Raw genomic sequence first — 24,370 nt, 5'->3', positions numbered from 1 at the left:
AGGGGCGAGACAGCGAGAACGCCGGCACCTCACCGCAAATACGGAGCCTTCTGCGCCCATTCGTGACGGCTTCCGACGGAAAAGAGCCGACTACGAGACCAAGGACCGGCGACGCCGTCATTGCGTGACTTGGTCAGACCTTCCCTAAGGGATGAACACATCATCCCGCGCGGAATCAACGGACAAGAGTTCTTGCCCGAGGCTTCTTGCAGGACGTGCGAGCGGGTCACAGGACGGTGGGAGCAAATTTGGCAAAGGGGGAGCATCGATCCCATACGCCAGTACTTCGGGCTTCAGGACAAACGGCGGCAGCAGCGGAGAGAGAAAGAGGGCAAAACGTCGATGCCCGTCTTTCATGAGGGCGGCAAAACTCTAATCCCGTGGCATGACTATCCGGCCATACCGATCTTCCCAATACTTGGCGCGCCCCGCCTATTCAATCCGATGCCGCCATTCGCCGTTCCGGAAATGCGGTTCAATCTGGTGGAAGATCAACTCCACACAATGGCGGACAAGTACAACTTGCGCCAATTCAACACGCTCAGGCTGGACACTTGGGCGTTCATGCGTGTCCTCGCCAAGATCGCGCACGCATACACCGTAGCGATTCTCGGCCTGGACGGGTTCATACCGTTATTGCCGAATTACATAATTGGCGACAATGACGGCGCTCGACATTTCTACGTAGGTAGCGACCTGAGCCTTGAGCCTCAGACGGACCTGCTACACGACTTGAAATTTGAAGAGGCGACCGTGGAGCAATGGGAGTTTATCGTCCTTCGTATCAGGCTCTTCGCGAACCTCCAGTCACCAACCTATCGTGTGGTCAGCGGGCTCTATCAAAGGCCAGCCAAGCCTCTAGAATTGCAGCTTGCCGAAGCAGGTGTCCTGCACACCCCTTCAAGAACGCACGCTCCCTATCGCTCAAGTCTTCCCATTCCGGCTGGTCTGTGGGATCGAGACGCTCCATCTCTTCGTGGAGAGCCCTTGCGGCCGCCTCTACGATACGCTCACGCGAGAGTGGACTGGAAAGGCAAGTCATCTCGGGGGTGATTTCGATCTCGGGCGCGCCAGCCTCCCCGTCAGGGGAGACGGACGGTGATCTAGGGGATGGGTCATGGTACGTCATGTGCACAATTCCCCAAATTAGGACACTACCGGTCGGCGTTGCGGCTAGGTCCTCGGTGTCCTCCGCGCTTCACCGCTTGGCAGCTTGCCATTGTAGCGCGTTAGGAGACGCCGGCCGACATCCGCAATTTGTCGACATGCCATCCGTTGGCGGATCGCGCCTAGATGATGTTCTTGGGTCTTGACCTTGATTTCGTTGAGTGTGGCGATGAGCATATCCGCTTGCTCGCGTACCCGGAGTGGGTCGCCAAAGGTGATCTCGAAACGGACCGGGCGCGTCTCCATCTCGACCGTCTCGGGACTGCGCATGCTGGGACGATCGGGGTGCTCGGCCGCCGGATCGCGCCTGAGCAGAGCGGCGCGCTCGGCGTGTGCGATCCGCTGGCGCTCCAGATCAGTAAGCGCCGCGACGGTCACGTTGGCGGCGAGCGCGCTGTCCAATGTCGGCGGCTTCTTGCTGTGATCCATGCTTACGACGGTTGCAGCGGGCGGCGGGGCGCGCAAGCCTGGGAAGATCGCAACTCTTGGCCTAATGCCAACGCAACTTGCTAAGGCGTGCGACGCTTCAAAGCATTTCGCTCAAGCCCCAATCCGATAAGTCGTCTCACAGCCTCGGAGCGCGTCACCCTCGCGGCCCTCGCCCATGCGTCGACGGCATCGCTCATTGATTTGGAGATGCGGACAACCGCTGTAACGTCGGCGCCGATCGTCGCTGGGCGACCGACGCCTTGCACCTGAGATTTCTTTCTCATTTTGTAATACCTAATTGACGGAGTTGATAGTTATGTATTACATATTATTCGCTCGGCCGGAAGCTCTTGCTCCCCATGAGCAACCAACGAAACCATTTTGGGAGACTGCACTATGCCCGTTAAACCCAGCATCGATCCGGCTCAGGCCCTATGGAACGACTACCAACAGAAGGTCGCGGCCTGGGAGGCGGCCGGCACGCCAGTTGCCGGCGAGAGCGTCGCGGCCATGGACGAAGCGGAGGAACGCTTCATCGAGCATCGCACGACCACTCCGCTCGGCATCCTCTTGAAGCTTGAGCACATCGTCGATACCGACAACATGGCAAAGCGGCCGCACCTGACGACTAGCCGGCTCGCGATGGGCATGTTGCGCGACTTGAGGTCAACCCTTCCCCACAGCTAAACAGACCATCGGCGCGGCTGACCTTGGCCGCGCCGCCCTCAGTCTCGATCGGCGGCGATACGCGATGGAATTCGGTCATCCGCATCTGGCTAACATTTATTTTCGTTATCATCCGTTATCACAAATCGACTAAAACATAAGCAGGCCAACGTTTTAAGGGTGTCGTTGTGATCGTCACAGCGTTTACACCTCGCGCACCTTCGTTCCACTGTGGTCCATCGGTCCGGCGCTTCGCCGGCATGGAGAAACAATGTCGAACGCTCCCGCTCAGCCTGTCACCGTCGCCGCATTCCCCCGTGCGGCGCTCACCGTCTACGAATTTTGCGCAACGACTTCGATCAGCCGCGCCAAATTCTACGAGGAGGTTTCTGCCAAGCGCATCCGGATATTGAAGTCCGGCCGCCGCACCTTGGTTCCGGCCTCCGAGGTTGTCGCGTGGCTCGATAGCCTGCCCGCAACCGCCGCCTAAAACGAAACCCCGCCAGTTACCCGGCGGGGCGCGGTCGGTGATGATCATGTGTGAACAGCAAGACCATATCGTACCGCGCTCCCCACCACAAGGAGAGCACGTTATGCGTACTAGTCAGCCACTCTACAGTCCTGACACGCCGAAGCCGCAGCGCGGCCCCGCGTGGCCGCACCTGCCATGGCGCCGGTATGGTGGCCGCTATCGGCTACCCATGCTCGATGTCAACAATGAGATCATCGCGGTGAGGATCGAGACGCTCTGGAAGCGCGCTGACCTATCCGACGCCGATCGCCGTGCATTGCTCCAAGCTGCCCGCACCCTGGGCAGCTTCGACCTTTGCGCCGGCTCCGTCCTTGGCGGCTTGGGGCCGGTCCTGTGGGCCGTCGAGCGCATCGAGCAACAGTGTGGCCTACTCGCTGAGGTCAACTGAAGTGTCGAGCCCCACACATGCCGCGGCGCGGGCCTATGCGTGCCGCGGCATTCCGATCTTTCCTGTCGCCGCCGCCGATACGTTCAAGCGGCCGGCGACGGCGAACGGTCTACTCGACGCGACTACCGATCTCGAGAAAATCGACGGATGGTATGGCGCCAACCCGAGCCTCAACATCGGCATCGCGACCGGCCCGGCGCCCGGTTTCTTTGTCGTCGACGTGGACGGCCCCGAGGGCGCCGCGTCGCTGGCCGCACTTGAAGCCGAGCACGGCGCCCTGCCCGAGACGCCCGAGCAGACGACGGCCAGGGGCCGCCACATCTGCTTTGCCTACGACCCCGCGCGGCCGATCCGCAACAGCGCGTCGCGCATCGGACCAAAGATCGACGTTCGCGGCGACGGCGGTTACATCGTGGCTGCGCCGTCGAGGCATGCGAGCGGCGTCAACTACGCTTGGCACGCCGAGCGCCGGCCTTCCAAGATGGCGTTTGCCCGAGCGCCGGAATGGCTGCTCGCGCTCGCTGAAAAGAAGGCACCGCCTGCCTTGCGGCTTGTCCCGCCGCCTGGACCTCGCCCAGACCGAGCGCCAGCCCCGCCCGGCGGCAAGCTCATCACCCCATACGGCGAGCGCGCACTCCGCGACGAGTGCGACAAGATCAGGACGGCGCAGCCCGGCACCCAGGAGGTGACGCTCAACACGAGCGCCTTTGTCATTGGGACGCTGGTAGGCGGAGGCGAGATCAGCGAGACGGTGGCTCGCGCCGCCCTTGTCGATGCCGGCATGGCAATCGCCCGCGATTGGACGCTGACCGACGTTGCGCAGAAGGTAGAGCGCGCGCTCAGCCAAGGGCAGGCTCAGCCGAGGAGCGCGCCGGAGGCGTCGAGGCCCGCGCCACCGCAGCGGCGGGAGACACTGCCCGACGCCGCACCTCCGCCGCCTCAGGGCGACGAGCCGGTCTCTGCAGCGGACATGCGGGCGATGATGCAGCGCCGATCGGTGGAGCCGGCCGGCGATGGTGTCAAAGGGACGATCGAGGTCCGCGAAGGAGAGATCAGCCACATTGCCACCGAAGCGGAAGCTGCGTTGATCGCCTTCGGGAACAACCTGTATCAGCGCGGCGGCGCGTTGGTCCGGCCTGTCGTCGACGAGGTCGACGCTGCCCACGGCCAGCGCACAAACATAGCCCGCCTCGTGCCAGTCGAGCGCTACTACCTCACGGATCGGCTGTGTCTCGCTGCTAACTTTGTGAAGTTCGATGGCCGCAAGGGCGGCTTAAAGCGGATCAATCCGCCGCCCGATGTCGCCTGCACGATCCTGGCTCGCGTTGGTGAGTGGAAGTTTCCCCGGATCATAGGCGTCCTCACCACGCCAACCCTTCGGCCGGATGGCAGCATCCTGGACCAAGAGGGATACGACGAAGCTACTCGCCTCTTGTTGGTCGAGCCGCCGGCAATGCCCCAAATAGCGGCGTCGCCAACGCGGGCCGATGCCCTCGTTTCGTTGACCAGGCTGCGCGACTTGTTGGTCAAATTCCCGTTCGTCTCCGACGCCAGCCGGAGCGTCGCGCTGTCGGCATTGATCACGCCCGTCGTGCGCGGAGCCTTCACCGTCACGCCGATGCATGCCGTTTGTGCCCCTACTGCCGGCACGGGCAAGAGCTACCTGCTTGATGTCGTCTCTACCATCGCCACCGGCCGCCCCATGCCCGTCATGGCGGTAGGCCGAACAGAGGAAGAATTGGAAAAGAGGCTCGGCGCCGCGCTTCGCACAGGTCAGCCGTTGATCTCTCTTGACAACTGCAACGCTGAGCTTGGCGGCGATGCCCTCAATCAGATCGTCGAGCGGCCCACGGTAGACATTCGCATCTTGGGCAAGTCGGAAAATGTTCGCGTCGAGGCAAGGACGACGATGTTCGCCACAGGCAACAATCTTAGGCTCGTGGGCGACATGACGCGGCGCGTGATTGTCTGCACCCTCGACGCCAACATGGAGCGGCCGGAGCTTCGATCGTTCCCGATGAGGCCGATCGAGGCCGTACTGGCGGACCGTGGGCGATACATAGCCGACGCGCTGACTATCTGCCGTGCCTACATCGCCGCCGGCCGGCCATCGCCAGCGCCGCCCCTGGGGTCATTCGAGGGCTGGTCGAACCTCGTGCGCTCGGCCCTGATCTGGTTGGGCCAGGCGGACCCGGTTGACACGATGGCCGCCGCCCGCAGTGAAGACCCGCGCCTCTTGGAGATGGGCGCGGTGTTCATGGCGATGCGCGACACGCCGGCAATCGGGATGGAGCGGCGCCTCACCTCTGCGGACCTGATCAAGCTCGCCTGCGAGAAGGAGACGCGCATGTTGGGTGAGGGCGACTATCGCGACAAGCCAGAGCAGACCTGGCGCCATCCTGATCTCCGGGAGGCGCTGCTCGCCGTGGCAGGCAGTAGCGGCGCCATCGACGGCCGCCGGCTCGGCAAATGGCTCAGCAGCCATAAGGGCAGGATCGTTAGCGGGGTGCGTCTGGAGAGTGAGACAGGGGGCCGAACGGCCACATGGTGGCTCTCATCTGCGGTTTGAGCGGTTTGAGCGGTTGATTTCAATCCCACGCACAGGAATTGCAGCATTTTTATATGAAGGACTTGGAAACAACCGCGCAAACCGCGCAAACCGCAAATCGGCTTTCAGAAGGAAAACGCTGACCAATGCTGACCAAGCTCCCCCTCGGCCCGACGCGCGCGGCGGTCAATGTGCGGCGCCAGCGGTTCGCCATCGCCTATGCTGGTCACGGCATCGGCAAGGACGCTGCCGTCACGGCAGGCTACTCGCCCCACACGGCGCGGGCTCAGGCGCATCGACTGCTTAAAGACCCTACGGTTATCGCGGCCATCGATCTGGAGCGTGAGGAGCGAGCGGCGCGCCTCCGGGTCGACGAGGACAGGATTACCAACGCCTATGCGGCCATCGCCTTTGGCGACACGCGCGACGTGGTGAAGTGGGATGCCGATGGCGTCGCCGTCGTCGGTGCGAGCGCTGACCTGAGCGACGATGCGGCCTTGTTGGTCCAAAGCGTCACGGTGAAAGAGCGCTTCGGCAAGGACGGCGCTCGAACCGTCACCACTGAGGTAAAACTTGCCGATCGGATGGGAGCCTTGGCCGCGCTCGCGCGCATCAGGGGCATGAACAAGGACAAGCTCGATGTCACTGGCATCGACGGCTTCGCCGCGAAGCTGCGCGAGCGCGTGGCCGCATGCAGGGAAAGGATGCGGTCTTGACCTGGCTTGGCGACATAGGTGCGGCGTTGAGCCTGGTCGGGTATGTGGCGATCGTCGTCTCGTTTCGGCGGCGTAGGCGATGATCGCGCCAGCCCTGTGCGGCCGGCCCGCAACCGATGATGCGTTCGCCGCTGAGATCGGCTGGCACAAGCTGCGGGCCTCGCCGGAGGTGACGCTCCGACTTGCCACGGATGCCGACTGTATCGCCTTGGCTGCGACCTTGCGCGCCGTCGACGTTGCGCAGATCGCGGCGACTGGCGAGGCCACGCCTCTTGAAGCGATGCGCCGGTCGCTGGCGGGCAGTAGCCATGCTGTGACCGCGCTCACCTCGGACGGCCGCGTGATCTGCATATTTGGGGTGGGAGGTGCAGGCTTCCTATCTCTTGCCGCGTGCCCTTGGCTGTTCGGCTCCGATTTGATCGACGCGAGGTGGCGGCTGTTTGCGCGCCTATCTCGGAAGTATCTCGTTGCGATGCTCGATCTCTATCCTTGGCTGTCGGGCTACGTCGCGGCGCAGCACTGGTCAGCTATCCGGTGGCTTGAGTGGCTGGGCTTCCATGTCGGACGCGCTCAACCCATCGGTCGCAACGGCAAAACGCTACGTCCCTTCAACTTAAGGAAATAAACCATGTCCGCTATCACCACCGCGACCGTTCTCGCTGGCGTGTCCCTCGCTGCCACCGCCGCCGGCACGGCCATGTCTGCCATGGCGGCGTCCCGGCAGGCGCAAGCGCAATCCGACGCAGCCAACTATCAAGCCCAGGTGGCGCGCAATAATCAGAAGATCGCGGACTGGAAGGCCGCCGACGATCTCGCCCGCGGGCGGGTGGCGGAGGACCAACGCCGCATGAAGACCGCGCTCCAGATTGCGACCCAGCGCGCCGCCATGGCCGGCAACGGTAGCGACGTGAACAGCGGTTCGGCTATCGACATCGTGGGCGACACGGCGGCGGCCGGTGAGTTCGACGCCCTCACGATCCGCAACAATGCGGAGCGCGCGGCTTACGGCGACAAGGTCCAGGCCGGCAACTTCGGCGCCGACGCCACGCTCAAGCAACAGCAGGTGGCATACGCCGACGGCATGGCGGGGCTCGGCGTCGGCGCGAACCTCCTGGCCGGCGCGTCGACGGTGGCCGACAAGTGGGCGGCCTATAAGGATAAGATTATGAAGTGACGACGCGGGCCGCTGCAGGTTGTACTTGACGCCGCGACTCCCGTGCCGGCCTGATGCACGGCAGAGTGGGGGGAGAAATGAAAACCATCTTTGTAGGCTCAGCGCGCTTTTTGGCGCGCGAGTGGAAAGCGGTCACCATGATCGCGCTTGCGCTTTACGTGGCAGTTCCGTTGGTGGAATTTCTGGAGAAGGACAGCCACAGCTTGGACGTATCGGTTTCGACGAACATCTACCATCCGCTTCGGTTTGACGGTGTAGTTAGGGTCGGACGATGAATCGGACATGGCTCGCCGCTTTGTCGTTGTTCGCTTTTTCTTTTCCTGCCTTGGCCCAGACCGTGACTGACGGCGACACGATCAAGCTCGACGGCAAGACGTACCGTCTTTTGGGCATCGACGCACTGGAGACGCATCAAGCCCGTGGCGATGGGTGGCGCGGCGGCGAGGTCGCAACGGCCTACCTGCGCGGACTGATGCGCGGGCGCGCGATCACTTGCACACCCAAGGTGAAAGATCGCTACGGCCGCACGGTTGCCGTCTGCTATTCCGATGGGCGCGACTTAGGGGCCGATATGGTCAGTGCCGGAATGGCTTACGCGTTCGTTCGCTACAGTCGAGACTATGTCGAGCAGGAGGCTTCAGCCCTGGCCGCCGGGCTCAGCGTACACGGCCATCGATGTGGTACGCCATGGGAGTGGCGTGCGCGACGGCGGGGCGACGAATGAAGAAGCCTCGCAAGCGCCCCAAGCCGCTTCCGTCGCGGGAGGTCTTTCGACGCGTCAAACGGATGGTGAAGCTGGTCGATCGTGAGGTGAGAGTCGGGTTGGAAGTCCGAGCTTCTCTTGAAGCGGCAAACACCATAATCCGCTCGCAACCCGGCATCTACTACGACGCTGCAAGCTGCGTAAGCTCGATACAAGGTAGCCAAGCGATGTTTCTTTCGCTGGCACTGGCCAAGCTATTTGAATTGCCGCATCGCTCCCGCGGGGAGACGCATGCGCGCCGGTATAACCGGAGCGACGTTGCATCCATCCCCTTGCTTGTCCGGTTGCTCAAGCAAGAGCGCACCCGACAGCATTTGGTGCGGAAGGCCCGGCGCTGGACGCCGATGCTGAAGCACTCCGGAGACAAGAACGCTAAGGACTGCGGCGACGCCATTGCCGCGGCAATCGGCGCGTATGATGCCTTCCGCAAAAGCAAGGCCGGGCGGTCGGCAATGCGCCGCCTGCAGTTATTCCGCAACAAGCTCTTGGCTCATCTGCTCGTGACTCCGCCACTCCGCGTAAGGTCGACCTACGGAGAACTGTTCCGGTTGATGGACCTAGCCCGTGAGGTGGTCGCGCCCGCGAGACTCGCGATCGATGGAATGAACCTCGACCTCCCAACCTATGAGAAAGAGCGCGTCCGGGTCGCGAATGTGTTCTGGCGCCCGGCGCTAAAGGCAGCGATGTCGAAGGAAGCGCAATGACGCGCACAAAGTACCAGCGCTCGCCGCGGCGCACGGGGCCGCCGCACCGTTCGATCTGGCGCCAATAGAGGCATCGCTTGCTCTCAACAATGCGACGGCCGGTGGAGTGGAAGGGCAAGCCATACGGGCAAGGCGCGCCAGTGAGTTCAACCTGAGGAGGATAGCATGCCGGATATCAAGATGGAGCTTCGCGACGTTGTGCGTGCAGGGATGCTGCGTGGGATGACGGCGCCCGTTGATCTGGAGCGCGCCGAACAAGCGGGCATCACTTTGGCCGGTCTCACCTGTGTAAGATTCGTCGGGTCGGAGAATGGGTTTACATTTGATTTGCGAGTGATAGTCGACGTTGGAGATCGAAGCGTTGAAGAGACCATTGAAGCGGTCCGCCAGCGGGTAACGATGTCAAAGATACGAGTAGAGTAGAAACCCCGGCCGGGTTGAACAGGTAGCCGCTCGCCTTCAACCAACGAAGGCGCTAGGAGTCGCGTCCGCGGCACGTGGGGCGCCGCTGTCGTCAACCCGGTGGAGGAGAGCCGCCGCGCCTTGGGAGCGCGCGCATATGCCTACGCCGATGAAGAGCAGCAACAACCTGCACGCGATCTACGTCTACGGCCAGCCGCTCGGCGTCGAGTGCAAGGGCTGCGGCCGTCGCGCGCTCGACTTCGCTGATCGCGATCTCGACGGCTTCAGGGCAGACATGCGCGAACTGCGCACCCTGCGCTTTGTCTGCTCGAAATGCGGTTCGCGGGAGTGGGCCGGCTGGCTGTTCATCAACGCGACAGAGCGCGACGCTTGGATCGAGGGACTGATCGTGTCGCCGGTCGACCGAAGCCGTCCGGCTTTTTGACCTCCGGCGGCATCAGCGCTTGCGAGGCCTCGGCGCCTTCGGTTCCGGTGCGGCCTGCCAGTTCACGCCCTCCATGGTCTTGAGGACCGCCTTGGCCGCCGCTGGCGTAGCATCACGCTCGCCCAGCCAAGTCGACCAAGCATTGTCTTCCAAAATCGCCGGCATGCGCGGGTCCGTCTCCAATGACTTGACCGTGCGGCGTATCAACTCGTTCGCCGGCGCCGTCACCATGATGCACGCCAGCATCGGCGCCGGCAGGTCGGGAATCTCGAACCGCTGCCAGACGAAGGCGAAGCCGCGCGGTTGGCCGTCGCGCGGGTCGATCGTCCATTGCCGGGTCTCGGTCCGGCCGAATGGCTTAGTGATCTCCTCGCCTTCGTTGAACGTGCGGAATACGACAATGCCGCGCTGCCCACCGGAGAAGGGCTTCCGAAACGGGTCCTTCGCCTCGATAGTCTCCGCGCGCCCGTGGATCGGCCTCGGCCGCCGCCAGTCTCTCGGATCAGGAAAGCCCCAGCGCATCTTGACCACTCGCCGTTGGGCCGCCTCAGCGTCCCAGACGATAACCGGCAGCGGTCCGCCGACACGAAAGGTGACGATCTCGTCGTTGCTACCTTCGCCGGGCCCATCGCCACCGCCGCCTTCGGTAAGCGGCTGCGAGAACGCGACGACCTCAGCCCAAGATGCCAGTGCCGTGAACTTGCCGCACATGGCGGTACGGTAACATGGCCATTAGGGCCTGGGCGGCCGGTGGCTTCAGCGTGGTCCCCGCGGTCGTGGTCGTGCCCCTTCCCAGTCGTTCCGCGCGGCGCCTGGTGCGAAACGAAAAGGGCCTTCGGGGTTACCCAGAAGGTTACCCGAAGGCCCATTAAACTCCGCAGGTACTGGACTCTTTACATCTTGCCCTGGTAGATGCCGATGATCTTGTCGAGCATGTCGAGCGCTTCGGCGCGCGGCCGCTGGAAGGTGTTGCGGCCGATGATCGAGCCGTTGGCGCCGCCGTCGCGCAGGGCCCTGATCTCGGCGAACAGGCCCTCGAGATCCTTCGCCTCGCCGCCCGAGAAGACGACGATGCGGCGGCCGTTGAACGACGCCTGCATGACGTGGGCGATCCGCTTGTCGAGCGTCGAGATGTCGATCTTGGCCTTCTCGTAGGCGGCCTTGGCCTCGGGCTGCCACAGCACGTCGGAGGGCGGCTTGACCTTGATGACGTGGGCGCCGAGCAGGGCGGCCATGTGGGCGGCGTAGCAGCACACGTCCATCGCCGTCTCGCCGGCCTTGTCGAGCTTGCCGCCGCGCGGATAGGACCACATCACGACGGCGAGGCCGACCGACTTGGCCTCGAGCGCCAGCTCGCGGATCTCCTCCATCATCTCGTACTGGTCTTCCGAGCCCGGATAGATCGTGAAGCCGATCGCCGAGCAGCCCAGCCGCAGCGCGTCGTCGACCGAGGCGGTGACCGCCTGGTCCTTGTTGGTCGAGAGGCTGTTGGCCGAGTTGAGCTTGAGGATGGTCGGGATCGCCCCGGCGAAGGTGTCGGCGCCGGCCTCGAGCGGGCCCAGAGGGGCGGCGTAGGCGTTCAGCCCGGCGTCGATCGCGAGCTGGTAGTGGTAGTGCGGATCGTAGGCGTCGGGGTTCGGCGCGAACGAGCGGTCGGGGCCGTGCTCGAAGCCCTGGTCGACCGGCAGGATCACCATCTTGCCCGAGCCGCCCAGCTTGCCGTGCATCAGGATGCGGGCGAGGTTGGCCTTGGTGCCGGGACAATCGCTCTCGTAGTTGTCGAGGATCTTCTTGACGGTGCGGCTGATCTTCACGGCATGTCTCCCTTCCGGCGTCCGGTGATAGCGGCGGCCGGCGCTCCATTCAAGCCCCGCGCAGCGGAACGCTCCTGATGACGCGTCACGAAATTGCCTCCGCCGAGCGGGCGGGATAGTGCAGTCGGCCATGATCCAGCATCCCGTCCTGGTGCGGCTCGCCGAGCGCCTGCCGTTCTTCTACGGCTGGGTCATCATCGCCGTCGCCTTCATGACGATGGCGCTCAGCGTCTCCGCCCGCACCGCGTTCTCTCTGATGTTCCCGCCGATCGTCGACGAGTTCGGCTGGGACCGCGGTCTGGCCGCCAGCGCCTTCTCGTTCGGCTTCCTGGTCTCGGCGGCGATCAGCCCGGTGCTCGGCCGGCTGGTCGATCGCCGGGGCCCGCGCTTCGTGATCGAGATCGGCACGCTGATCGCCGCCGCGGGCCTCGCCGGCGCGACGCTGATCGCCAGCCCCTGGCAGCTCTACGCCACGCTCGGCCTGCTGGTCGGCATCGGCGCCAACTGCATGAGCTACTCGGTGCATTCGCAGTTCCTGCCGAACTGGTTCGTCGCCAACCGCGCGCTGGCGATCGGCATCGCCTTCTCGGGTGTCGGCGTCGGCGCGATCCTGATCCTGCCCTGGCTGCAGGCGCTGATCCTGCACGAGGGCTGGCGCACGGCGTGCTGGAAGCTCGGGCTGATCGCGCTGGTCGTGCTGGTGCCGATCAACCTGCTGGTCGCCAAGAGCCCGGAGAGCCTCGGCCTGCTGCCCGACGGCGAGCGCACCGTGCCGGGCGGGGCGGCGAAGAAGCGCCCGTCGAACGTCGTCGACACCCAGTGGGCGGCGACCGACTGGACGGTGCCGCGCGCCATCCGCACCGGCCGCTTCTGGTGGCTGGCGGTGAGCTTCTTCGCCGGCGGCTGGATCTGGTACTCCGTCCAGATCCACCAGACCAAGTACCTGGTCGAGATCGGCTTCGACCCGATGCTCGCGGCGTGGTCGCTCGGCGTCGTGGCGATGGCGGGCATCCCCGGCCAGATCGTGCTCGGCGCCTTGAGCGACCGGGTCGGCCGCGAGATCGTCTGGATGATGAGTTGCGCGGGCTACGCGATCTGCTACGGGGCGCTGTTGCTGCTGGCCGGGACGCCGTCGCAGCCGCTGCTCTGGACGATGGTGCTGAGCCAGGGGCTGCTGGGCTATGCGATCGCCGCGGTGATGGGGCCGATCGTCGCCGAGATCTTCGAGGGCCCGCGCTTCGGCTCGATCTTCAGCCTGCTGATGGTGGCGCTGATCGGCGGCGGCGCGGTCGGGCCGTTCGTCACCGGCCTGCTGCACGACTGGACCGGCACCTACACCGCAGCCTTCGCGCTCGGCATCGCCTTCAGCGTCGTCTGCGCCGTCACCGTGTGGATCGCCGCGCCGCGCAAGGTCCGCGTGGTCGCCGGCAGTCTCCGCTAGCCCGCAATGGCCTCCCACGGCCGACGCGGGCTGCGCCGTCTTCTGCTCGGCAGCCAGACCTCCGAGGTCCTTGTCAGCAGTGCGGTTCCCGTTCTGGTGGTCAAATAATGCCGATGTTCCGGATCGGCAATTGACGATCCGGCGGTCGGATCCTACGATTCCCGATGCACTGCGACGACCGATGGAGGTCCGAGATGGTGCAGCACAGGCTTCCCTTCGAGAATCGCTGGACCACTGGCGATCGGGCTTGGCACTGGCATTGCCAGCTCGAACGCATCGGCATCGACACCGTGCGCACGATGTATGCCGACCATGAGTGCCATCATCCCGCAGACCAGTTGGTGGTGGCCGATGTGCCGCCGCAATTCGTGCGCGACTGGCTCGCCTTCCATGATCGCCACGCGGCGCGCCGGCAGATGCTGTGGCGATCCGCCGTGATCGTGCTGGTCGCCGTCGGTGCGGGCGCGTCGCTGTACTCGGCCCTTTGGTAGAACGCGCTGCCGCTTGCGCTGGTCTTTCGCTGGGGGCGCGCCACGGAAGGGGCGCGTCATGCTCTTCCGGACCGCGAGCGTCCCGCTCGCTCATGCTCATGAGCGCGCCAGAGGCGCGCGGTCCATAAGAGCATGAGAAGACGCGCCCCTTCCGTAGCGCGCCCCCAGCAGAAGACCCCGGCCCAGACCGTCCCATCATCGGGACGGGCCGGATGCCGATGGCATCGGCATCCGAAGGGTGCCGGTCCCGGAATTTCGGAGACCCCCGGACGCCATCCCGACGTTTTTCATTAGTACACTTGACGTTCATCATAAGTAACCTATATAGGCGAACAGATGACGAACGCAAGTCTTTCCATCCTCAGCGCCGCCGAGCTGCTGGCGGTCGACCTCGCGCCGCGCCGCGACCTGCTGGCGCCGCTGCTGGCGAGCGACGGCGCCGCGCTGGTCTACGGCCCGGCCGGCATCGGCAAGAGCTTCTTTGCCCTGTCGCTCGCCTGGGCGGTGGCGAGCGGCGGCAGCTTCCTCGGCTGGAAGAGCCCGCGGCCGCATCGCGTGCTCTATGTCGACGGCGAGATGGGCGCCGCCACTTTGCGCGAGCGGCTGGCGCTGTTCGGCCCCGCGCCGGCCGGCCTCGCGATCTCGGCGCACGGTCTCAGCAGCGGCCCGCTGCTCGACCTCTCGGAGAATGCCGGCCTGCTGCGCCTGATGCGCGCGTGGGACGGGCCCGAGCTGCTGGTGCTCGACACGCTCTCCAGCCTGGTCGGCCTGCGCCGCGGCGATGCCGAGCACTGGGACCGGGTGCAGCGCTTCCTGCTGCACCAGCGCAAGCACGGGCGCGCCGTCCTGCTGGTGCACCACGCCAACAAGGAGGGCGCCATGCGCGGCAGCACGCGCCGCGAGGACGTGCTCGACCTGGTGCTGGCGCTGCGCCGTCCCGACGCCGGGCCGCCGGCGGGCAGCGCCCGCTTCGAGATCCATTTCGAGAAGGTCCGCCGCGTCGGCGCGCCGCTGGTGCCGATCGTCGCCGCGCTCGAAACCGATGCCGACGGCCGCGCGCAGTGGCGCTGGGCTCCGGCCGACGGCGCCCGCCTCGAGCGCGCGGCGGCGCTGCTCAACCGCGGCCTCAGCGCGCGCGAGGTCTGGGAGGCGCTGGGCATTTCCCGCACCACGCTGTTCCGCCTCAAGGCCGAGGCGCGCGCCCGCGGACTGTTGAACGAAGGAAGCACGCCATGACCGCCAGCACGCAACGCCGGAGCGAGCCGGAGGTCTTCGACCTTCCCGACACGGTCGACCTCGCGGCGGTGAATGCCGCCGAGATCGAGATCATCCGGCTCGCCGCCCAGCGCCGCATGACGCCGCTGCAGGCGCTGCGCTTCAGCCGACTGCTCGACCATCGCCGGCGGGCGATCGCCGACCGCGACCTCGAGGAGCAGATGGAGAAGCTCGAGCGCGACACCAACGGTGGCAACCCGTGATCTGGAAGCCGCGCATCAAAGCGCGCCTCGGCCGCGTGAAGGCGCGTCGTGCGGTGCGCCCGCCCGCGACCGCGGCATCGAGCCCCCACGAGGGCCTGCTGCAGGCCGCGCAAAGCGGGCAGTTCGAGGCTCTGGTCCGCGAGGCGCGGCCGGTAGAGCCGGTCGCGATGGTGACCCCGGAGGAACGCGAGGCCGAGTTGCGCGCCTCGGGGCAATGGCCGGCGGAGAAGCGCGAGCCCTCGGCCGCGCCGTCGTCCGAGTCCGAAGCGCCGCCCGAGCCGCCGCCCGAGTTGACGCCGAACGAGCAGTACATCGCCGAGCACTGCCACTGGCGTCGCCGCGGGCTGAACGACTATCGCGAGCGCCATCGGCCCGGCCGCTGCCTCACCGAATACGACGTCCTGGCCGACGCCGACGAGGGCTACGACTTCGGCGACGGAGACGACGACGAATGGTGACCTCTTCCACCTCCCCCGTCAGACGGGGGAGGCAGGGAGGGGGAGGGCCGCACGACGTACGCGTGGCTTTCCCCCTCCTCGATCCTCCCCCGTCTGACGGGGGAGGAGGAAAGCCATGACCGAGACCGACCTCCTGCGCGCCTGGAAGCGCGACCCGCTGCGCTTCGTGCGCGAGGTGTTCGGCGTGACGCCCGATCCGTGGCAGGATGAGGTGCTGGCGGCGTTCCCGCGCAACCAGCGGCTGGCGATGAAGGCCTGCAAGGGGCCGGGCAAGACGGCGGTGCTGGCCTGGCTCGCCTGGAACTTCCTCGCCGTCAACGAGGACGCCAAGGTCGCCGCCACCAGCGTCAGCGCCGACAATCTGGCCGACAATCTGTGGACCGAGATGGCGAAGTGGCGGGCGAAGTCGCCGCTGCTCAGCGCCGGCTTCACCTGGACGAAGAACCGCATCTTCAACAACCGCCGGCGCGAGACCTGGTGGATGAGCGCGCGGTCGTGGGCCAAGGCGGCCGATCCGGCGAGCCTCGGCCAGGCGCTGGCCGGCCTGCACAGCGACTACATCCTGTTCCTGCTCGACGAATCGGGCGGCATCCCCGACGCGGTGATGGTGGCCGCGGAAGCGGCGCTCTCCTCCTGCGTCGAGGGCCACATCGTGCAGGCCGGCAACCCGACCCATCTCGAAGGCCCGCTCCATCGTGCCTGCACCGGCGAGCGCCGGTTTTGGCACCTGGTCGAGATCACCGCCGATCCCGACGACCCGAAGCGCTCGACCCGCGTCTCGGCCGACTGGGCGCGCCAGCAGATCGAGAAGTACGGCCGCGACAATCCGTGGGTGCTGGTCAACGTGTTCGGCCGCTTCCCGCCGCATTCGCTCGACACCCTGATCGGCCCCGACGAATGCGCGGAGGCGACCAAGCGCGCCTGGAGCGCCGACGACATCGCGACGGCGCCGCGCGTGCTCGGCGTCGACGTGGCGCGGTTCGGCGACGATGCGTCGGTGATCTTCCCGCGTCAGGGACTGGTCGCCTTCCCGCCGATGAAGCACCGCCACATCGACGGCACGCAGGGCGCCGGGCTGGTGGCGCGCAAGTGGGCTGACTGGCAGGCCGACGCCTGCTTCATCGACGACACCGGCGGCTTCGGCTCGAGCTGGATCGACAACCTGCGGCGGCTCGGCCGCGAGCCGATCGGCATCGCCTTCTCCGGCCGCGCCTCGGAGCCGCGCTACGACAACAAGCGGACGGAGATGTACTTCCAAGTGGTCGACTGGATCCGCCGCGGCGGCGCCCTGCCACCCGGCCCGGCGAGCCTGGAGCTGATCGCGGCGCTCAGTCGGACGACCTACAGCTTTCGCGGCGACCGCCTGCTGCTGGAGCCGAAGGACCAGGTGAAGGCGCGGCTGGGGTACTCGCCGGACGATGCCGATGCGTTCGCGCTGACGTTTGCGCAGCCGGTGGCGATGCGGGAGCGGTTCTACGATCGGACGGAGGAGGGGCTGGCGCTGCGCAGGCGATCGCGGCAGGGACGGTGCATCACGGAGTATGATCCGCTGGAGGGATGGTAGCTGTCCATAGTGCGATTACAGACAGTCCACTCCGTGCCGTCGCTAGAGCAAGAAATCATCGGCCACTTTCTCCGTAAGGCTCGAAAATAACGGTATTGGGAGTGGGCAAGTGCTCCTTGTCCATGCGGTCTAAGTCTTCCTTCGCCGATGCCCTAGCCTCCGCGTAGCCACGCTTGGCCAAGCGCGACAGTTCGTCGTCGGAATATGGGGTCGCGAAATTGGAGGAGGAGAACAGAGCCTCTATCGACGCGCTCACTGAAAAGCTAACGAACGATTTCGCTCGCACTTTGGCGAGGTTCTTCCTCATTCCGGAAATCACGCTGTCCGCGGCGTGTTTCGGCATGCCGGATCGGAGGAGCTTTGTTCGGATCGACTCAAACTGCCCAACTGCGATGTCCACCTCGTCACCAAGCCATTCACGCCTGACTTTCAGATACTCCTCCTGTGTTCTAGCCATTTCGTGCGGCTTTGGCCCCTTCATCAGAACATCCTTTAGAGCTTCCCAGTACGATCGACGCCCTTTGTCATGTTCGTCTGTATCGAACACGTTCATTGCGAAGTGTCCCTGGGGCGGCGAGCTTGCAATGGTAACGTGGATGTCAATCTCATCCACCACCTTTGCCTTTTCATTCGACTGTGCAGACGCTTGACCATCCACTCCAGCACCTAGCCATAGCATCAACGCCACGCCGAGCAGTTTGCTGTTCATGCTTCCTCCGCAATCTATTGGTGAAATTGTAGCAGGAAGTACAGCTACGGTGGAAGGGCATTGGCAACAACGACTAGGCAAGTGGGAGGATTGCAGGCCGACGCCTGGCTTCATCGATGACACCGGCGGCTTCGGCTCGAGCTGGATCGACAACCTGCGACGGCTCGGCCGCGATCCGATCGGCATCGTTTTCTCCGGCCGCTCCGCCGACCCGCGCTACGACAACAAGCGGACGGAGATGTATTTCGAGGCGGCCGACTGGATCCGCCGCGGCGGCGCCCTGCCGCCGGCCCGGCCAGCCAGGAGCTGATCGCGGCGCCCAGCCGGACGACCTACAGCTTTCGCGGCGACCGGCTGCTGCTGGAGCCGAAGGACCAGGTGAAGGCGCGGCTGGGGTATTCGCCGGACGATGCGGATGCGTTCGTACTGGCGGGCGATTGACTTCCCATTCGGGAGAGAGGCCGCACCCGCCGCGCGCCTTCCAGGAGGCGCGACCTGGGTGAAGCAGTGCGGGGTTCCCGGGGTTCGTCTCCCATAGAAGACATTTTTCCCTTGCGCATCTGTCGCCTATGGACTACATAAGCTCGACATGATCGAGGTTCGCTACTCGGCGGAGTTCGGCAAGTGGCTCAATCGTCTGCGGGACGCGAATGCCCATGCCAGGATCGTGCAGCGCATTCGCCGGCTGGAACGAGGCAACCGCGGCGACGTCAAGTCGGTCGGCGGTGGTTTGCACGAGCTGCGAATAGATTACGGACCGGGCTATCGGGTCTATTTCGTTCATGAAGGCTCGGCTGTCGTGATCCTGCTGTGCGGAGGCGACAAGGACACCCAGGACCAGGGACATCAAGCGAGCGCGGGATCTGGCCGGAAAATAGGAACGCATACGATGGAAACCACACGTTTTGATGCATCCGAACTGCTCGACACGCCAGCGCGTCGCGCCGCCTATCTCAGCGCAGCGTTCGAGACCGGTGACCCGGAAGAGATACGGGATGCGCTTGGCATCGTCGCTCGCGCGCGCGGTCTGGCTGAAGTCGCGCGCGAGGCGAATCTCAGTCGGACCAGCCTTTACAGAACTCTGAGCGGAAAGGGCAACCCGGAGTTCGGTACCGTCGTGCGCGTGCTTGCTTCTCTGGGCATTCGCCTGACGGCAACGCCCGCGGTCCAGCCACGCAAATCCACCCGTCGACCTGGCGCGACGAAGAGGACGACGGCACGCAAACCGCACGCTCGCAAGAAAGCAGAGGCGGCACGCGCTTAGGGGCGCGGGCACCGAGGTCTTTTCTGCACCGTGCGGCGCCCGCGCTTCGGTCGCTCAGCGCTTTTGCCGACTGCATCGGCAAAACGCATAGCTCCCTGCAGCGCTACACGCCGCCAGGCGCTCCGACGGAGCGCCTTATTCGTTCAACCCCTTGCCCGGATACGGGTGCGTCTTCACCCAATGGTTCGCGATGTCGACCCGTCGGGTGATCCACACGCCCGGCTGCTGCTGCAGGTAGTCGAGCAGGCGCCACAGGCCGGCGGTGCGGCCGGGATGGCCGATCAGGCGCATGTGCATGCCGACCGACATCATCTTCGGGCTCGTCGCGCCCTCCTTGTAGAGGACGTCGAAGGCGTCCTTGACCAGGCTGAACCACTGGTCGGCGTGGCTCATGGTGACGGCGTATTTGCCGTCGTTGTTGGTCAGCGAGTAGGGGATCACGAGGTGCGGCTTGCCGGCGACGGTCTGCCAGAACGGCAGCTCGTCGCCGTAGTAGTCGCTGTCGTAGGTGAAGCCGCCGTGCTCGACCAGCAGGCGGCGGGTGTTGACGCCCGGTCCATAGCGGCAATACCAGCCGGCCGGCGACTGGCCGACGGTCTGCTGGAACGACGTCACCGCCCGGGCGATGTGGTCGCGCTCCTCGGCCTCGCTCAGCGTGAAATGCTTCACCCAGCGCCAGCCGTGGCTGCAGACGTCGAAGCCGGAGTTGCGGATCGCCTCGGCGGCCGGCCTGTTGCGCTCGAGCGCCAGCGCGCAGCCGAACACCGTCATCGGCAGGCCGCGCTCCTGGAAGGCGCGCATCAGGCGCCAGAAGCCGACGCGGCTGCCGTACTCGAACATGCTCTCGCCGGCGAGGTCGCGGCCGTTCAGGCCGACCGCCGAGCTGGTCGATTCGGTGAGACCGGTCTCGGTGTAGCCCTCGCCGTCCTGCATCGAGGGCTCGGAGCCCTCCTCGTAGTTCATCACGAAGTTCACCGCGACCCGCGCGCCGTCGGGCCACCTGGGATCGGGCGTGCGCTCGCCGTAGCCCACGAAGTCGCGGTTGGGTTGCCAATGCTGCGAACTCATGTCGGTCTCCTTACCAGCTCGGCGCCCATCTGGCGGGCGATTTCGGCGATCTTGCCATTCATTGGCTCCATCGAGATCGTCTTCACCCCGGCGCGCAGGCAGGCCAGCGCATAGCCCGCCGCGTCGCCGCAATCGACGACCAGGGTGAAGGCGACGTCGGGAAATTCCTGGCGGGCACGCTCTTGCAGCGCCGCGAGATAGCCCGCGCCGTAGAAGGCGGCGGCGTCCTCGGGCGTGACCAGCGTCGGCGACGATCCGTCGGCGCGGGCGGCGCGCAACGCCGCCTCGGTCGTTCGCCAGTCGCGCACCAGGATGGGGGGAGGCATGGCCACACGATATCCGTCGCCCCGAGCGAAGCCGAGGGGCCTGTTCTTCCGCGGGTCAAGAGGAGATCCCTCCACTTCGCTTCGCTCCGGTCGGGACGACGGCTATTCCGGCCAGGCTCAGGGAATCTTGATGGTGAAGGCCGGCACGGGCACGAACTCCTCGTCCTGGGTGCCGGCGCGCCACATGAACACGGCGAAGCGGCCCGGCCGGTCGAGCGTGGTCAGGCCGTGATGCCAGGTGTTGGGCCTGTAGGTGACGCCCTGCTTGCCGTTGGCGATGAAGGCGCGCGCCTCGGCCATGTCCGGCCCGCCCGTGGCGGCGTGCGGCGCCACCACGATCAGCCAGCGCGCGACGTCGACCGGCACGAAGGTCTGCGACGAGAATTCGTGCCGCTCCATCAGCTCCGACTTCAGCGGCCGGTCGGGTGTCGGCACGCGGAAGCTCATCGACAGGCTGGGCCGGGCCTGCGGCCGCAGGTTGCCGAGCGCGTCCTCGTAGTAGGTGCGGCCGGCTTCCTGCGGCACGTCGATGACGTCGCCGAACGGCGCGAAGGCGTCTTTGGTCAGCGGCTGTGGGACGAGTTCCATGGCGGCAGCATACGCCAAAATGCAAAGGGCGAGCCACGCGGGCTCGCCCTCTGAAATTCCTTCCCATTCAAATGGGGAGGAACTCGAAGATCAGCCGAGCTTGCCCATCGCGACGGCGGTGTCGGCCATGCGGTTGGAGAAGCCCCACTCGTTGTCGTACCAGCTCATGACGCGCACCAGCGTGCCGTCCATGACCTTGGTCTGGTCCATGTGGAAGGTCGACGAGTGCGGATCGTGGTTGAAGTCGATCGAGACGTTCGGCGCGTCGGTCCAGCCGAGGATGCCCTTGAGCTGGTTGGCGGCGGCGAGCTTCACGGCCTTGTTGATCTCGTCCTTGTCCGTCTTCTTCTTGGCGACGAACTTGAAGTCGATCACCGAGACGTTCGGCGTCGGCACGCGGATCGACACGCCGTCGAGCTTGCCGTTGAGCTCCGGCAACACCAGGCCGACCGCCTTGGCGGCGCCGGTCGAGGTCGGGATCATCGACATCGCCGCGGCGCGGCCGCGGTAGAGATCCTTGTGCATGGTGTCGAGCGTCGGCTGGTCGCCGGTGTAGGCGTGGATCGTCGTCATGAAGCCCTTGTCGATGCCGACCGCGTCGTTCAGCACCTTGGCGACCGGCGCCAGGCAGTTGGTCGTGCACGAGGCGTTCGAGACGATCAGGTGGTCCTTGGTCAGCTTGTCGTGGTTGACGCCGTAGACGACCGTGAGATCGGCGTTGTCGGCCGGGGCGGACACCAGCACGCGCCTGGCGCCGGCATCGAGATGGGCCGAGGCCGCCTTCTTCGAGGTGAAGAAGCCGGTGCATTCGAGCACGATCTCGGCGCCCATCGCCTTGTGCGGCAGCTTCGAGGGATCGCGCTCGGCGGTGACCTTCATCTTGCCGCGGCCGACATCGATGGTGTCGCCGTCGACCTTGACCTCGTGCGGGAAGCGGCCGTGCACGCTGTCGAAGCGCAGCAGGTGGGCGTTGGTCTCGACCGGGCCGAGATCGTTGATCGCCACCACCTCGATGTCCTTGCGGCCCGACTCCAGGATGGCGCGCAGCACGTTGCGGCCGATGCGCCCGAAGCCGTTGATTGCAACCCGTACAGCCATGTTCTCCTCCGTTACTGGCTCAGCCGCTACGCCGTCAGCCGTTTGGCCGCTGCGGCGATCGCCTCGGCCGTGATGCCGAAATGCTTGTAGAGGTCCGCGGCCTTGCCCGACGCGCCGAAACCCGTCATCCCCACGAACGCGCCCTTGGCGCCCAGCCAGCGCTCCCAGCCGAAGCCGCCGGCCGCCTCGCAGGCTACACGAACGGTACCGTCGCCGCCCATGACCTCGTTGCGATAAGCGTCGCTCTGCGCGGCGAACAGCTCCCACGACGGCATCGACACCACTGCGGCCTGCAAGCCTTCTTTCGCCAGGAGGTCGCGCGCGCCCAGCGCCAACTGCACCTCCGAGCCCGAGGCGATCAGGCGCATCGGGTTGGCCGCCTCGCCGGCCAGGATGTAGGCGCCGCGGGCGCTGAGGTTGCTGTCGCCGGCATGGCGGACGGTCGGCAGGTTCTGGCGGGTGAGGGCGAGGATCGTCGGGCCCTTGCGCGTCTCGAGCGCGATCTGCCAGCACTCGGCGGTCTCGATGGCGTCGGCCGGGCGCAGCACGTGCATGTTGGGGATGGCGCGCAGCGCCGCGAGGTGCTCGACCGGCTGATGGGTCGGGCCGTCCTCGCCGAGGCCGATCGAATCGTGGGTCATCACATAGATCACCCGCACGCCCATCAGCGCCGACAGGCGGATCGCGCCGCGGGCGTAGTCGGTGAAGACCAGGAAGGTGCCGCCGTAGGGGATGACACCGCCATGCAGCGCGAGGCCGTTCATCGCCGCCGACATCGCATGCTCGCGGATGCCGTAATGGACGTAGCGACCGGCCGGGTCGGCCGCGCTCTGGTTCTTGAGCGTCGCGGTCTTGGTGTTGTTCGAGCCGGTCAGATCGGCCGACCCACCCATCGTTTCGGGCAACACGGGGTTGATGACCTCGAGCACCTCCTGGCTGGACTTGCGGGTCGCCCACGAGGGCTTCTCGCTCGCCGTCTTCTGCTTGAAGGCGCGGATCGCCTCGTCGACGGCGGGCGGGAGGTCGCCCTTCTGGCCTCTATCGAACTCGGCACGATCTGATTCGGCCATCGCGGCGTGGCGCTTGATCCACTTGCGGCGCTGCGACTTGCCCTTGGCGCCTATTTTGCGCCAGGCGGTAAATATGGGCTCGGGAATCTCGAACGGCGGCGCGGTCCAGCCGAGCTTCTGGCGGGCGCCCGCGACCTCGTCCTTGCCGAGCGGCGAGCCGTGCGTCGCCGCGGTGCCCGCCTTGGTCGGCGCGCCGTAGCCGATGATGGTCTTGCAGGCGATCATCGACGGCTTGTCGGTGACGTTGCGCGCCTTGCGGATGGCGCGGGTGACGGCGTCCTGGTCGAGGCCGTCGACCTCTTGCACATGCCAGCCGGCCGCCAGGAAGCGCTTTTTGTGATCCTCGGAAGTGGAGAGCGAGGTCGGGCCGTCGATCGAGATGCCGTTGTTGTCGAACAGCACGATCAGCCGGCCGAGGCCGAGATGGCCGGCCAGCGTCACCGCTTCCTGGCCGATGCCTTCCATCAGGCAGCCGTCGCCGACGACGCAATAGGTGAAGTGGTCGACGACGTCGGCGCCGAAGCGGGTGCGGAGATGCCGCTCGGCCATCGCGAAGCCCACCGAATCGGCGATGCCCTGGCCGAGCGGGCCGGTCGTGGTCTCGATGCCGCTGGCATGGCCGTACTCGGGATGGCCGGCGGTCCTGCTGCCGAGCTGGCGGAAATGCTTGATCTCCTCCAGCGTCATGTCGGCGTAGCCGGTGAGATAGAGCAGCGAATAAAGAAGCATCGAGCCGTGGCCGGCCGACAGGACGAAGCGGTCGCGGTCGGGCCAGTGCGGATCGGTCGGATCGAACTTCAGGAACTTCGAGAACAGCACCGTCGCGGCGTCGGCCATGCCCATCGGCATGCCGGGATGGCCCGAGTCCGCCTGCTGCACGGCGTCCATGGAGAGAGCCCTGATGGCGTTCGCCAGGTCGCGGGGAGCAACGGATGGTTCGGTCATTTTGTGTGCGGGGTGCCGTGGGTTTCAGGGTGGCCGGAACATGGCGGCGAGGCTAGGACGCGTCAATGCCAAGATGTCGTGGGCTCGAACGCTCCACAGGCGCCAAATGTTGACCGCTTCCG

At 65.7% G+C, this 24,370-nt stretch carries 30 protein-coding genes and 1 pseudogene; 22 read left to right on the top strand and 9 right to left on the bottom strand.

The genetic code is table 11. From position 1 onward, the window contains the following. Nucleotides 1-342 precede the first annotated feature (342 nt). The gene (locus J0J01_RS19970) at nucleotides 343-1,053 is read left to right on the top strand and encodes a hypothetical protein (RefSeq protein WP_296383785.1); all 711 of its coding nucleotides are present in this window, start codon (nucleotides 343-345) and stop codon (nucleotides 1,051-1,053) included. A 120-nt stretch (nucleotides 1,054-1,173) separates the two neighbouring features. Here J0J01_RS19970 and J0J01_RS19965 read toward each other — a convergent pair whose 3' ends face one another. Next, nucleotides 1,174-1,596 (bottom strand): hypothetical protein, encoded by a 423-nt coding sequence (locus J0J01_RS19965; protein WP_296383783.1) that lies wholly within the window; start codon nucleotides 1,594-1,596, stop codon nucleotides 1,174-1,176. Nucleotides 1,597-1,992: 396 nt separating this feature from the next. On the opposite strand from J0J01_RS19965, the gene J0J01_RS19960 reads away from it, so the two are divergent. From J0J01_RS19960 to J0J01_RS19905, 12 genes are all read left to right on the top strand, one after another. Then, on the top strand, nucleotides 1,993-2,283 hold the full coding sequence (locus J0J01_RS19960) for a hypothetical protein (RefSeq protein ID WP_296383779.1): 291 nt from the start codon (nucleotides 1,993-1,995) through the stop codon (nucleotides 2,281-2,283). Nucleotides 2,284-2,533: 250 nt separating this feature from the next. Continuing rightward, on the top strand, nucleotides 2,534-2,752 hold the full coding sequence (locus J0J01_RS19955; RefSeq protein ID WP_296383777.1) for a helix-turn-helix domain-containing protein: 219 nt from the start codon (nucleotides 2,534-2,536) through the stop codon (nucleotides 2,750-2,752). A 211-nt stretch (nucleotides 2,753-2,963) separates the two neighbouring features. Further along, nucleotides 2,964-3,182, top strand: a complete 219-nt coding sequence (locus J0J01_RS19950) for a hypothetical protein (protein ID WP_296383775.1) — start codon at nucleotides 2,964-2,966, stop codon at nucleotides 3,180-3,182. Then, entirely contained in the window at nucleotides 3,157-5,751 is a 2,595-nt protein-coding gene (locus J0J01_RS19945) for a bifunctional DNA primase/polymerase (RefSeq protein WP_296383773.1), read from the top strand. The genes J0J01_RS19950 and J0J01_RS19945 overlap by 26 nt, the downstream gene beginning before the upstream one ends. A gap of 125 nt (nucleotides 5,752-5,876) precedes the next feature. Continuing rightward, the gene (locus J0J01_RS19940) at nucleotides 5,877-6,446 is read left to right on the top strand and encodes a terminase small subunit (protein WP_296383771.1); all 570 of its coding nucleotides are present in this window, start codon (nucleotides 5,877-5,879) and stop codon (nucleotides 6,444-6,446) included. 79 nt (nucleotides 6,447-6,525) lie between these two features. After that, entirely contained in the window at nucleotides 6,526-7,071 is a 546-nt protein-coding gene (locus tag J0J01_RS19935) for a hypothetical protein (protein ID WP_296383769.1), read from the top strand. 3 nt (nucleotides 7,072-7,074) lie between these two features. Beyond that, nucleotides 7,075-7,620, top strand: coding sequence for a hypothetical protein (locus J0J01_RS19930; RefSeq protein WP_296383767.1), 546 nt, complete (start codon nucleotides 7,075-7,077; stop codon nucleotides 7,618-7,620). Nucleotides 7,621-7,697: 77 nt separating this feature from the next. Continuing rightward, on the top strand, nucleotides 7,698-7,895 hold the full coding sequence (locus J0J01_RS19925) for a hypothetical protein (RefSeq protein ID WP_296383765.1): 198 nt from the start codon (nucleotides 7,698-7,700) through the stop codon (nucleotides 7,893-7,895). Continuing rightward, entirely contained in the window at nucleotides 7,892-8,344 is a 453-nt protein-coding gene (locus J0J01_RS19920) for a thermonuclease family protein (RefSeq protein WP_296383763.1), read from the top strand. The genes J0J01_RS19925 and J0J01_RS19920 overlap by 4 nt, the downstream gene beginning before the upstream one ends. Then, nucleotides 8,341-9,087: a hypothetical protein gene (locus J0J01_RS19915; protein ID WP_296383761.1), complete on the top strand. Its 747-nt coding sequence runs from the start codon at nucleotides 8,341-8,343 to the stop codon at nucleotides 9,085-9,087. Before J0J01_RS19920 ends, J0J01_RS19915 begins: the two co-directional genes overlap by 4 nt. Nucleotides 9,088-9,252: 165 nt before the next feature. Then, nucleotides 9,253-9,510, top strand: a complete 258-nt coding sequence (locus J0J01_RS19910; protein WP_296383759.1) for a hypothetical protein — start codon at nucleotides 9,253-9,255, stop codon at nucleotides 9,508-9,510. Between the two features lie 148 nt (nucleotides 9,511-9,658). Next, a complete protein-coding gene (locus J0J01_RS19905) occupies nucleotides 9,659-9,934 on the top strand; it encodes a hypothetical protein (protein WP_296383757.1) in 276 nt (91 codons plus the stop codon). A 12-nt stretch (nucleotides 9,935-9,946) separates the two neighbouring features. Here the strand turns inward: J0J01_RS19905 and J0J01_RS19900 are convergent, their stop codons facing one another. Together J0J01_RS19900 and J0J01_RS19895 are read right to left on the bottom strand one after the other, a co-directional pair. Beyond that, nucleotides 9,947-10,645: an SOS response-associated peptidase family protein gene (locus J0J01_RS19900; RefSeq protein WP_296383755.1), complete on the bottom strand. Its 699-nt coding sequence runs from the start codon at nucleotides 10,643-10,645 to the stop codon at nucleotides 9,947-9,949. A gap of 182 nt (nucleotides 10,646-10,827) precedes the next feature. Further along, complete coding sequence (locus tag J0J01_RS19895; RefSeq protein ID WP_296383754.1) at nucleotides 10,828-11,748, bottom strand: class I fructose-bisphosphate aldolase; 921 nt, start codon at nucleotides 11,746-11,748, stop codon at nucleotides 10,828-10,830. A 130-nt stretch (nucleotides 11,749-11,878) separates the two neighbouring features. On the opposite strand from J0J01_RS19895, the gene J0J01_RS19890 reads away from it, so the two are divergent. The 7 genes and pseudogenes from J0J01_RS19890 (at nucleotide 11,879) to J0J01_RS19860 (ending at nucleotide 17,180) form a co-directional block, all read left to right on the top strand. Then, complete coding sequence (locus tag J0J01_RS19890) at nucleotides 11,879-13,189, top strand: MFS transporter (protein WP_296383752.1); 1,311 nt, start codon at nucleotides 11,879-11,881, stop codon at nucleotides 13,187-13,189. A 6-nt stretch (nucleotides 13,190-13,195) separates the two neighbouring features. Then, nucleotides 13,196-13,297 (top strand): annotated as a pseudogene (locus J0J01_RS19885) (universal stress protein); the annotation flags it as partial. A gap of 86 nt (nucleotides 13,298-13,383) precedes the next feature. After that, nucleotides 13,384-13,680, top strand: a complete 297-nt coding sequence (locus J0J01_RS19880) for a hypothetical protein (RefSeq protein WP_296383751.1) — start codon at nucleotides 13,384-13,386, stop codon at nucleotides 13,678-13,680. 336 nt (nucleotides 13,681-14,016) lie between these two features. Beyond that, nucleotides 14,017-14,916, top strand: a complete 900-nt coding sequence (locus J0J01_RS19875) for an AAA family ATPase (RefSeq protein ID WP_296383749.1) — start codon at nucleotides 14,017-14,019, stop codon at nucleotides 14,914-14,916. Further along, the gene (locus J0J01_RS19870; RefSeq protein ID WP_296383747.1) at nucleotides 14,913-15,158 is read left to right on the top strand and encodes a hypothetical protein; all 246 of its coding nucleotides are present in this window, start codon (nucleotides 14,913-14,915) and stop codon (nucleotides 15,156-15,158) included. Before J0J01_RS19875 ends, J0J01_RS19870 begins: the two co-directional genes overlap by 4 nt. Then, entirely contained in the window at nucleotides 15,155-15,616 is a 462-nt protein-coding gene (locus tag J0J01_RS19865; protein WP_296383745.1) for a hypothetical protein, read from the top strand. The genes J0J01_RS19870 and J0J01_RS19865 overlap by 4 nt, the downstream gene beginning before the upstream one ends. A gap of 115 nt (nucleotides 15,617-15,731) precedes the next feature. Beyond that, nucleotides 15,732-17,180, top strand: a complete 1,449-nt coding sequence (locus J0J01_RS19860; protein ID WP_296383744.1) for a hypothetical protein — start codon at nucleotides 15,732-15,734, stop codon at nucleotides 17,178-17,180. Nucleotides 17,181-17,235: 55 nt separating this feature from the next. Here J0J01_RS19860 and J0J01_RS19855 read toward each other — a convergent pair whose 3' ends face one another. Beyond that, nucleotides 17,236-17,889, bottom strand: a complete 654-nt coding sequence (locus tag J0J01_RS19855) for a hypothetical protein (RefSeq protein ID WP_296383741.1) — start codon at nucleotides 17,887-17,889, stop codon at nucleotides 17,236-17,238. Between the two features lie 49 nt (nucleotides 17,890-17,938). Between J0J01_RS19855 and J0J01_RS19850 the strand changes: the two genes are divergently transcribed. Together J0J01_RS19850 and J0J01_RS19845 are read left to right on the top strand one after the other, a co-directional pair. Then, nucleotides 17,939-18,199 carry a hypothetical protein gene (locus tag J0J01_RS19850; protein WP_296383739.1) on the top strand — a complete coding sequence of 87 codons (261 nt, stop codon included), beginning with the start codon at nucleotides 17,939-17,941 and terminating at the stop codon, nucleotides 18,197-18,199. A 279-nt stretch (nucleotides 18,200-18,478) separates the two neighbouring features. Continuing rightward, the gene (locus J0J01_RS19845; protein ID WP_296383737.1) at nucleotides 18,479-19,153 is read left to right on the top strand and encodes a type II toxin-antitoxin system RelE/ParE family toxin; all 675 of its coding nucleotides are present in this window, start codon (nucleotides 18,479-18,481) and stop codon (nucleotides 19,151-19,153) included. A gap of 135 nt (nucleotides 19,154-19,288) precedes the next feature. Here the strand turns inward: J0J01_RS19845 and J0J01_RS19840 are convergent, their stop codons facing one another. The 5 genes from J0J01_RS19840 to tkt form a co-directional block, all read right to left on the bottom strand. Next, nucleotides 19,289-20,221 (bottom strand): polysaccharide deacetylase family protein, encoded by a 933-nt coding sequence (locus J0J01_RS19840; protein WP_296383735.1) that lies wholly within the window; start codon nucleotides 20,219-20,221, stop codon nucleotides 19,289-19,291. Beyond that, nucleotides 20,218-20,547 carry a hypothetical protein gene (locus tag J0J01_RS19835; RefSeq protein ID WP_296383733.1) on the bottom strand — a complete coding sequence of 110 codons (330 nt, stop codon included), beginning with the start codon at nucleotides 20,545-20,547 and terminating at the stop codon, nucleotides 20,218-20,220. The genes J0J01_RS19840 and J0J01_RS19835 overlap by 4 nt, the downstream gene beginning before the upstream one ends. Nucleotides 20,548-20,664: 117 nt before the next feature. After that, the gene (locus tag J0J01_RS19830) at nucleotides 20,665-21,135 is read right to left on the bottom strand and encodes an ureidoglycolate lyase (protein ID WP_296383731.1); all 471 of its coding nucleotides are present in this window, start codon (nucleotides 21,133-21,135) and stop codon (nucleotides 20,665-20,667) included. A 90-nt stretch (nucleotides 21,136-21,225) separates the two neighbouring features. Continuing rightward, on the bottom strand, nucleotides 21,226-22,233 hold the full coding sequence (gene gap / locus J0J01_RS19825) for a type I glyceraldehyde-3-phosphate dehydrogenase (protein ID WP_296383729.1): 1,008 nt from the start codon (nucleotides 22,231-22,233) through the stop codon (nucleotides 21,226-21,228). Between the two features lie 26 nt (nucleotides 22,234-22,259). Continuing rightward, a complete protein-coding gene (tkt, locus tag J0J01_RS19820) occupies nucleotides 22,260-24,248 on the bottom strand; it encodes a transketolase (protein ID WP_296383727.1) in 1,989 nt (662 codons plus the stop codon). Between the last annotated feature and the right edge of the window lie 122 nt (nucleotides 24,249-24,370).

The sequence above is a fragment of the Reyranella sp. genome, assembly GCF_017305915.1.
In the GTDB taxonomy this organism is placed as follows: Bacteria; Pseudomonadota; Alphaproteobacteria; order Reyranellales; family Reyranellaceae; genus Reyranella.
The sequence above is the reverse complement of the archived record's forward strand: the minus strand, read 5'-3'. Positions and strand labels throughout refer to the sequence as shown.

Bases quoted from the DNA above. Each gene is read 5' to 3' on its own strand.
- J0J01_RS19970 (WP_296383785.1), top strand. From the start codon at position 343: ATGCCCGTCTTTCATGAGGGCGGCAAAACTCTAATCCCGTGGCATGAC.
- J0J01_RS19965 (WP_296383783.1), bottom strand. From the start codon at position 1,596: ATGGATCACAGCAAGAAGCCGCCGACATTGGACAGCGCGCTCGCCGCC.
- J0J01_RS19960 (WP_296383779.1), top strand. From the start codon at position 1,993: ATGCCCGTTAAACCCAGCATCGATCCGGCTCAGGCCCTATGGAACGAC.
- J0J01_RS19955 (WP_296383777.1), top strand. From the start codon at position 2,534: ATGTCGAACGCTCCCGCTCAGCCTGTCACCGTCGCCGCATTCCCCCGT.
- J0J01_RS19950 (WP_296383775.1), top strand. From the start codon at position 2,964: ATGCTCGATGTCAACAATGAGATCATCGCGGTGAGGATCGAGACGCTC.
- J0J01_RS19940 (WP_296383771.1), top strand. From the start codon at position 5,877: ATGCTGACCAAGCTCCCCCTCGGCCCGACGCGCGCGGCGGTCAATGTG.
- J0J01_RS19935 (WP_296383769.1), top strand. From the start codon at position 6,526: ATGATCGCGCCAGCCCTGTGCGGCCGGCCCGCAACCGATGATGCGTTC.
- J0J01_RS19930 (WP_296383767.1), top strand. From the start codon at position 7,075: ATGTCCGCTATCACCACCGCGACCGTTCTCGCTGGCGTGTCCCTCGCT.
- J0J01_RS19925 (WP_296383765.1), top strand. From the start codon at position 7,698: ATGAAAACCATCTTTGTAGGCTCAGCGCGCTTTTTGGCGCGCGAGTGG.
- J0J01_RS19920 (WP_296383763.1), top strand. From the start codon at position 7,892: ATGAATCGGACATGGCTCGCCGCTTTGTCGTTGTTCGCTTTTTCTTTT.
- J0J01_RS19915 (WP_296383761.1), top strand. From the start codon at position 8,341: ATGAAGAAGCCTCGCAAGCGCCCCAAGCCGCTTCCGTCGCGGGAGGTC.
- J0J01_RS19910 (WP_296383759.1), top strand. From the start codon at position 9,253: ATGCCGGATATCAAGATGGAGCTTCGCGACGTTGTGCGTGCAGGGATG.
- J0J01_RS19905 (WP_296383757.1), top strand. From the start codon at position 9,659: ATGAAGAGCAGCAACAACCTGCACGCGATCTACGTCTACGGCCAGCCG.
- J0J01_RS19900 (WP_296383755.1), bottom strand. From the start codon at position 10,645: ATGTGCGGCAAGTTCACGGCACTGGCATCTTGGGCTGAGGTCGTCGCG.
- J0J01_RS19890 (WP_296383752.1), top strand. From the start codon at position 11,879: ATGATCCAGCATCCCGTCCTGGTGCGGCTCGCCGAGCGCCTGCCGTTC.
- J0J01_RS19880 (WP_296383751.1), top strand. From the start codon at position 13,384: ATGGTGCAGCACAGGCTTCCCTTCGAGAATCGCTGGACCACTGGCGAT.
- J0J01_RS19875 (WP_296383749.1), top strand. From the start codon at position 14,017: ATGACGAACGCAAGTCTTTCCATCCTCAGCGCCGCCGAGCTGCTGGCG.
- J0J01_RS19870 (WP_296383747.1), top strand. From the start codon at position 14,913: ATGACCGCCAGCACGCAACGCCGGAGCGAGCCGGAGGTCTTCGACCTT.
- J0J01_RS19860 (WP_296383744.1), top strand. From the start codon at position 15,732: ATGACCGAGACCGACCTCCTGCGCGCCTGGAAGCGCGACCCGCTGCGC.
- J0J01_RS19855 (WP_296383741.1), bottom strand. From the start codon at position 17,889: ATGAACAGCAAACTGCTCGGCGTGGCGTTGATGCTATGGCTAGGTGCT.
- J0J01_RS19845 (WP_296383737.1), top strand. From the start codon at position 18,479: ATGATCGAGGTTCGCTACTCGGCGGAGTTCGGCAAGTGGCTCAATCGT.
- J0J01_RS19840 (WP_296383735.1), bottom strand. From the start codon at position 20,221: ATGAGTTCGCAGCATTGGCAACCCAACCGCGACTTCGTGGGCTACGGC.
- J0J01_RS19835 (WP_296383733.1), bottom strand. From the start codon at position 20,547: ATGCCTCCCCCCATCCTGGTGCGCGACTGGCGAACGACCGAGGCGGCG.
- J0J01_RS19830 (WP_296383731.1), bottom strand. From the start codon at position 21,135: ATGGAACTCGTCCCACAGCCGCTGACCAAAGACGCCTTCGCGCCGTTC.
- gap (WP_296383729.1), bottom strand. From the start codon at position 22,233: ATGGCTGTACGGGTTGCAATCAACGGCTTCGGGCGCATCGGCCGCAAC.
- tkt (WP_296383727.1), bottom strand. From the start codon at position 24,248: ATGACCGAACCATCCGTTGCTCCCCGCGACCTGGCGAACGCCATCAGG.